This is a genomic window from Peptoanaerobacter stomatis, from assembly GCF_000238095.2.
GTDB lineage: Bacteria > Bacillota > Clostridia > Peptostreptococcales > Filifactoraceae > Peptoanaerobacter > Peptoanaerobacter stomatis_A.
Genome location: NZ_JH815225.1, coordinates 121704 through 128853, shown reverse-complemented (window position 1 = coordinate 128853; position 7150 = coordinate 121704). Strand labels below are relative to the sequence as shown.

The window sequence follows — 7150 nt, the reverse complement described above, 5'->3', positions numbered from 1 at the left end:
TGCGTTCATTGACATCATATTGTGGTTAATTATCATTATATTTTCCTCCATGAATTTTTATGGACATCCTTGTCCTAATTTTTTTAATATATTTTAAATTATAATTTAAAGTATACTATATAATATATTTATCATAAATAATGGCGCCTATTATCTATTTCAAAATATATTTTTAAAGTATATTTTGTCTACATATCTGATATCGTAATACTTAAAAATAACTTTAGTATTTTTTTAATTTTTTATATTTTTTTGTATTACTTTTTATAGAGATATCTTGATACAAAATATAAGTTAATAATATAGCTTACCTTAATATATTATTCCTATATTTTTTATATTTTAAACATATTTCTATAATTTTTTTAGCCTCATTTATAAAAAACTATTTATAAAACTTTAATACACTATTTTTTAATAAAAAATATTACTATATCCATAGCAATTATTCAATCATACCAATAAATAAAATATTTACTGTATAATTAATAAACATATATAATCGTGTAAGAGCATATACCATTTTATACAAAATATTAATGAGATATAAATAAACATAAGGCTAACAAAAAAGCAAATAAAATTCATATAAAATCATAAATTTTATTTGCTTTTTTTACTTTATATTTTCATATCAAAATTTGAACCTAAATTAGGATTTACTGACAACTCCATTTGTTTTATGTTTTCTATCATCAGGTCTGCATTTTCTTTTGTAACATCCATAGTTTTTTTTAATAATGATACATTTATATTGGTCATTGTTTTCATACTGCTAAGGTTCATTGACATAGCTGCTATATCCATATTCACTCACCTCTTAACATTTTTTATAATTGAATATTTAAGTATTAAAAATCTATAATATTTTTCTAAATACCTTAATTTATTTCTAACAAATCAGAAATTTTTTTATTCCATTCTTTAAATTTAGGAAGTATCTCAAATTCAAATAAATCTGCAGTTAATACATAATCTTTATACTGCATAGAATCCATAAGTTCTTCAAAAACCTCTTTAATTTCTGACATACTTATATCATGAAATTGATTTGTAAGTGTTATTGCTTCGTTCAACCATTCAAACCCTTCTATAAGTGGTAAAGAATACTCTGAAATCTTTGCTATATCAGCCATTCTATAAGCATTTACAACATATGGCATCATATCTATTACATTAGCTGTATAGTCTTTAATACTTGTTAAAATTTCAACTTGTTCATCCTTTAACATAGTTACTCCTTAATAGTGTTTTTATTTCATTTCATCTATAAATACCCCAAAATTTGCTCCGGTAATTTTTTTCATAACGTCTTGAGAATACTTATCTACAACTTTCTCCTGAGTTTTTATTTTCTTTATTTCTTTTTGCGTTTTTGCTATCTCATTTCTTATAATAGGCATAATTTTTTCATCTATATCATACGAAAGTTCAAAATTTGCTTTTATATCTGATATATATTCTTTTAATTCAGGATAATTAATTATACTTTGCTCAAAGTCATCATTTTTCTTAAGTCCTTCAAATAATGTTAAAAACTGTTTATCTAATAGATTTACAGAATCTATTATTTCTTGTCTCTTAATCAAATGTACTTCTATACTTTCAAAATTTTCTTGTGATACATCTTTTTGCATTTTCTTAACAATTTCTAAAAATTCATTGCTTAATGTATGTTTATTCTTTGTTATAGACACAAGTTTTTCATAGTCATTCATCATTTACCTCTTTTAACAATATTCATAGCTTCTTTCCAGGCATCTCTCAAATCTACGATTACTATTTTTGCATCGTCTATGAATGATGCATCTTTTTTAAGATTTGCATCAACAAGTCTGCTGAGCGCAAAATCATATAAACTATGCATATTTTTAGATATTTCTATATCCATATTAAGAGTAACATCCAATTCTGTAATTATAGCTTGAGCTTTGAGTAAGTTGTCATTAGCTTTTTGAATATTCTTTTCTTCTATACCTATTTTTGCCAAATTCATAAACTTTATACAGCCGTCATATAACATCAAGGTCAGTTCTTCTTTTGTAGCTGTATTTATTGAGTTTTCTTTGTATTTTGCGTAAGGATTCAATAACAAAGTAAATTACCTCCAAATCAAAAATATCCAGATTTTTTATTGAACAATCTTTTAATACTAAAATTCAATCAAATATTTGAAAACCACAAATTTTTTAATTTAATAAAAATCATTCATTTTCAAATTAATTATAGAGGATTTTTTCCATAATTATAAAGAATATTAGTATGATACATAAAACAGAATATATAAAGTACCCAAGAAATACTTAGGTACTTTATATTAATTTTTTATTTACCGCCAAATTGTTGTGACAACCAACCTGATTGTCCTTGCATATCTCTTATAGCTTTTTCCATAGCTGAGAATTTTTTCCATAAACTTGATTCATAAGAATTTAATCTTCTATTTTCATCATCAATTCTTTTATCAATTCCTAATATATCTTGATCAATTATGCCTTTTCCTGCTACTACTTCTGCAAGCATATTGCCTCTTACATCTTTAAGAAGAGATGAATCTTGTCCTGCACCGGCTTGCTTTACAATTGCTTCCATACCGTCAGACATGTCACCCATCATTCTGACAAATACTCCTGTATTTTCTCTTTGAGCTTGTGCTCCTGCTTTTTTTCTTGCAATTTCTGCAGCACTGTCTTTACTACTTATTTTATAATTGTTTATATCTTCAGGTGCTTTAAATAAAGTATCCAATACTTTTTGCGGATCTTTTGATATTGCATTTTTCAACTTCTCTTCGTTTATCTCCAATTTAGCACCGTTTTTATAAGTGCCTGTAGTAATTCCAAGCTCATACATTGATCCTGCACCCTCTACTTTTTGGTACATGCCGGATCTCATCTTTGATAACATAGATTTTATGGTAGAATCATCAGCTAACAGACCTGATTTTGATTTTTCTTCCCATAATTTAACTTCATTTTCTTTCATAGCCTCTTTTTGTTCTTTTGTAAGAGGCTTATAATCTCTATATGTTTTTTCTTTTAATTTATTCTGTAACTCATCAACTACTTTATTGTATCCTTCTACAAATTCTTTTATTTTACTGACTATACCATCCACATTTGTAGTAACTGATACTTTTTGCGCTGTTGTAGAAACTTTTTTAAGTGATAGTTGTACTCCATTAATATCCACATCATTGGAACTATTTTCTATATCACTGCCATTTACATTTACTATAGAATTTTTCCCTTTAATTCCATCCGCTGAACTTAAAGCTGTAGTATCAGCGCCCAATCTATTAAAGAAATTCAATGTAGTTTGATCTGAGGATTGTATTGTTTCATTAGCTCCTGTTTTTTTACTGGATACAAAAAGCATAGATGTCTCATTACTTCCTACTTGACCTACCTTACCGAAACTTACGTTAAGTCCGGTTGCTTCTCTTATTTTCTTAATAGCTGTTGATATAGTATCATCTGCATTAAGTTGTACAGTTTTTGCTTCTCCGTTTACATTAAGTGATAATGTTTGGTCTTGTCCTACAGTATCTGATGCTTTTACAGTTGAAGTTGCATTTCCTGTAAAAGTAGCATTTTGTGCTAATTGTTTAACTTGCACATCATAATCTCCTGATGCTGTTGCTGTAGCCTTTGCTGTAAAATATTCTTCATTTTGTACTGTTGCCTTTTTTGCCCAGTCAACTTTATCAATACTTCCTGATTTTAATTGTCCAAAATAAGTATAAGATGTAAGGTTTAATTTTTTTCTGGCATCCAATATGAAATTTGCCATATTTTTATTCAAACCTAAATAAGCTTCTTGACGCCATTCAGCTTTTGTTTTTCTTTGTCCATATCCATCTACCCTGCTTCTTTTTGCCTGAACGAGCTGTTTTATCATACTTTCGGTATCCATACCTGATGCAAGACCGCTTATTCTTGTAAGGTTACTGCTCATCTTTATCATCCCTCCTAAAATAATTCAAAGACATCATGCCTTTTAATGTTTATCGTCAAATTTTTGTATAATATTAATTTTTTAATGATTTAATTTCAATTTTTTTATAATTTCTAACTCTTCTTTTAAATATTTTATATACATTTGTGTAATATCATTTATATCTTCATACATTTTTTTTGTATTGTTTAATATATCTTTTATTGACTTGGATTTTTTTCCTTCAACACTTATAGATAAAGATGCTGTATATCTTATGACAAAATTATAAGCAATTTTATATTTTTTTAGTTTTTCATCTATTTTGTCTAATTGTTCCAAATACTTATTATTGCCGTAATACCCTTCAATAGCTCTTAACTTATTAGATACACTCAATCCTTTTTTTGAAAGCTTTAATATGGCTTCCATATCTTCCAAAAGTGATGAAAGCTTTTCATCTATTTTCTTATAGTCTGAAATATTTTGTTCTTTTAACAATAGGTAATTAATTTTTTTTCTTATATCAATACCTTTTGTATCTGTATTTTTCAATGACTCTTTTAATGTACATATTTTAGTTCCCTCTATAAAAGCTCCACCTTCAGTTGCATTTATGAATTCACAATCGCCAGGCGCATATTCTCTTATATAGTCTTGTATTGCAATTCTAAAATAATTCAAATCTGCTCTGGATAATATTTTATCTTGATAATTGCCTTTTACATATAATTTATTATCGCTCTCTTCAACAGTATTATCTACATCTGAGGCTAAAGAGCTGTGTTTTTTATCATCTGAATATGCCAAATCTTGTCCTATGAATATTATCTTTTTACAACCCATATATATAGCTGTTGATAATTGCAATGTGGCTACACTTCCTTTAGTAAAAACACTGTCTATATCTTCTTCATACCACTCTTGCGCCAAATTTTTTTCTAATCCACTTAAATCTGCAAATATTTTTTTACCTTTATAATTTTGTGTTATTAGATATTGATTTTCTACTGAAGATATGAGCGGAACATCTGCATTTAATATATCGTATCTTTTATACAACTCATAATTTTCCGGCATCATATCAACAGATAAATTAAAATGAGGTTTTATTCCTGCATTTAAAAGAGCCTTTAAAGGTCTACCTCCTGTAAATATTACTACATCATTTTCATGTCCTATAAGATCATTTATATTTTTATCAAGAGAAGGTCCTGCTGAAACTATAACTGCTGTCATACCTTCAAATACATCTTTAAAATCATTTATTATACTGTTACTTTTTATAAATCTGTAATTTTTTATAAAATTCTCAATAACCCATTCTTTTCTTACATGTGTTGTATTATATGATAAATATACATCTGATTTAAATATTTTTAAAGCATTATAAATAGTAAGCTGTTTAGAACAGTCAAAAGTATCATATGATGTAAATATATGAATATTGCTCTTATTATAATGCATAGAGCGTATATTTTTTGAAAATAATGCTACAACTAAGTTTTCATTAAATTCATTTGTATAAACTACATTTGTATTTTCTTTTAAAAAATCTATATCTTTATTTTTTTCATATAATTCTTGTATAGGCTCAAAAACTATTATCTTGTCTTCTTCATTATCTATTATATCATGTAATGCCATTATATGATATAATAGGCCTCCACCATAGACTATATAAACCTTATCTTCTTCATCATATACTGAACTTGCCCATTGTTTAGCTTCTTTTATAGGGTCATATTTGCTATGGAGATATTTTTTTATAACTTCTCCATTTTGTTCATATTCTATTTTTACCGTTTGTAACTCACTGTTTTTACATAGTTCATAAAATACATCCATACTAATTATATTACCCTTTCAAAATACTGTAAACTATACTTAACTAAAAATAATTAAATACATAATTATTATAATAATAGTTTAAAAATTCAGTAAATATCACTTTTTATCATTTTATTTAAAATTATTTTTAAGCAAAATTAATATAAAAATCTGTTTGGTTTATTATATCATATTTAATATAAAAATAACAGTTGCTATAACTACTTTATACCTAAATATTCAACTTTTTAATCAGTTGTTTTCTTTCATTTTCATTTCTGTCATAAAATGTTTTAGTTTTTATTTTGAATTTTTGATTTATTTTTTCTATTCTCTTTTCATCTTTTTCGTCTATAAGGCTTATTGCTATACCGTTTTTATCGGCTCTGCCTGTTCTTCCTATCCTGTGTATATAATATTTGTGATCTGCCGGTATTTCATAGTTTATGACATGTGTTACTCCGTCTATGTCAAATCCTCTTGCGGACAAATCTGTTGATACCAAAAATCTGAATTTCATCTTTCTGAATTGCTCCAAGATAAATTCTCTTTTTTTCTGAGAAAAATCTCCATGCAAAATATCACAGTCGTATCCGTCAACTCCCATCAACTCATATAATTTTTCGGCATTTTTTTTAGAATTGCAAAATATTATAGCCATAAATGGATTGTATTGCTCTATTACAAATTTTAATGTACTTAATTTATTTTTTTCACTCGTTTTAAATATTAATTGTTCTATGTTGTCTGTTACTGTATTTTCCTGCGTAATATCTATTTTTACAGGATTTTTTATGAGTTTTTTCGCTAAGTCTATTATAGGATTAGGCATAGTTGCTGATAATAAAACTATCTGTAAATTATCAGGCAACTTATCTTTCAACAGAACTATATCTTCCAAAAATCCATATTCCAACATCTGATCCGCCTCATCTATAATGAGTTGTCTTATATATTTCATATTGATGTTGCCTGCTCTTATATGCTCCAACAATCTTCCAGGTGTGGCTACTATTAATTGTGAATTTTGTGCAAATTTATTTTCTTGTTTTTTTAAATCATGACCGCCCACTATATTATTGCAACTTAAATTACTATTTATATTCACTTCATCAAACACTTTTTTGGTCTGATTGGATAGTTCTCTTGTAGGGCTTAAAACCAATGCCTGCGGTAATTTAAGCGCTTCGTCTGCCATTGTCATTATAGGCAATAAAAACGCTAAGGTTTTGCCTGTTCCTGTCTGCGCTTTTGCAATTATACTTCTTTTTTTCAACATTATCGGTATTACTTCTTGCTGAATTGGTGTTGGTTCACTTATCCTCATATTTTTTAATGCCTGCAAAAATTCTGCTTTTATTTTTAAATCTTTAAAACTGCTCAT

7 protein-coding genes are annotated in these 7150 nt (G+C 26.8%); all 7 read right to left on the bottom strand.

Translation table 11 applies throughout. The features are described from left to right. Positions 1-621 precede the first annotated feature (621 nt). The 7 genes from HMPREF9630_RS00520 to HMPREF9630_RS00490 all read right to left on the bottom strand — a co-directional run bounded on the left by HMPREF9630_RS00520 (position 622) and on the right by HMPREF9630_RS00490 (position 7150). Positions 622-807, bottom strand: coding sequence for a YjfB family protein (locus tag HMPREF9630_RS00520; RefSeq protein WP_009526591.1), 186 nt, complete (start codon positions 805-807; stop codon positions 622-624). Positions 808-881: 74 nt separating this feature from the next. Then, positions 882-1232 (bottom strand): DUF8042 domain-containing protein, encoded by a 351-nt coding sequence (locus tag HMPREF9630_RS00515; protein ID WP_009526590.1) that lies wholly within the window; start codon positions 1230-1232, stop codon positions 882-884. A 21-nt stretch (positions 1233-1253) separates the two neighbouring features. Continuing rightward, positions 1254-1718 carry a hypothetical protein gene (locus tag HMPREF9630_RS00510; RefSeq protein ID WP_009526589.1) on the bottom strand — a complete coding sequence of 155 codons (465 nt, stop codon included), beginning with the start codon at positions 1716-1718 and terminating at the stop codon, positions 1254-1256. Beyond that, a complete protein-coding gene (fliS, locus tag HMPREF9630_RS00505) occupies positions 1718-2095 on the bottom strand; it encodes a flagellar export chaperone FliS (RefSeq protein ID WP_009526588.1) in 378 nt (125 codons plus the stop codon). Before fliS ends, HMPREF9630_RS00510 begins: the two co-directional genes overlap by 1 nt. A gap of 230 nt (positions 2096-2325) precedes the next feature. Next, a complete protein-coding gene (fliD, locus tag HMPREF9630_RS00500) occupies positions 2326-3957 on the bottom strand; it encodes a flagellar filament capping protein FliD (protein ID WP_009526587.1) in 1632 nt (543 codons plus the stop codon). 81 nt (positions 3958-4038) lie between these two features. Then, the gene (locus tag HMPREF9630_RS00495; protein ID WP_009526586.1) at positions 4039-5784 is read right to left on the bottom strand and encodes a motility associated factor glycosyltransferase family protein; all 1746 of its coding nucleotides are present in this window, start codon (positions 5782-5784) and stop codon (positions 4039-4041) included. Positions 5785-5998: 214 nt separating this feature from the next. Continuing rightward, entirely contained in the window at positions 5999-7150 is a 1152-nt protein-coding gene (locus HMPREF9630_RS00490) for a DEAD/DEAH box helicase (protein WP_009526585.1), read from the bottom strand.

Bases quoted from the DNA above. Each gene is read 5' to 3' on its own strand.
- HMPREF9630_RS00510 (WP_009526589.1), bottom strand. From the start codon at position 1,718: ATGAATGACTATGAAAAACTTGTGTCTATAACAAAGAATAAACATACA.
- HMPREF9630_RS00515 (WP_009526590.1), bottom strand. From the start codon at position 1,232: ATGTTAAAGGATGAACAAGTTGAAATTTTAACAAGTATTAAAGACTAT.
- HMPREF9630_RS00490 (WP_009526585.1), bottom strand. From the start codon at position 7,150: ATGAGCAGTTTTAAAGATTTAAAAATAAAAGCAGAATTTTTGCAGGCA.
- HMPREF9630_RS00520 (WP_009526591.1), bottom strand. From the start codon at position 807: ATGGATATAGCAGCTATGTCAATGAACCTTAGCAGTATGAAAACAATG.
- fliD (WP_009526587.1), bottom strand. From the start codon at position 3,957: ATGAGCAGTAACCTTACAAGAATAAGCGGTCTTGCATCAGGTATGGAT.
- HMPREF9630_RS00495 (WP_009526586.1), bottom strand. From the start codon at position 5,784: ATGGATGTATTTTATGAACTATGTAAAAACAGTGAGTTACAAACGGTA.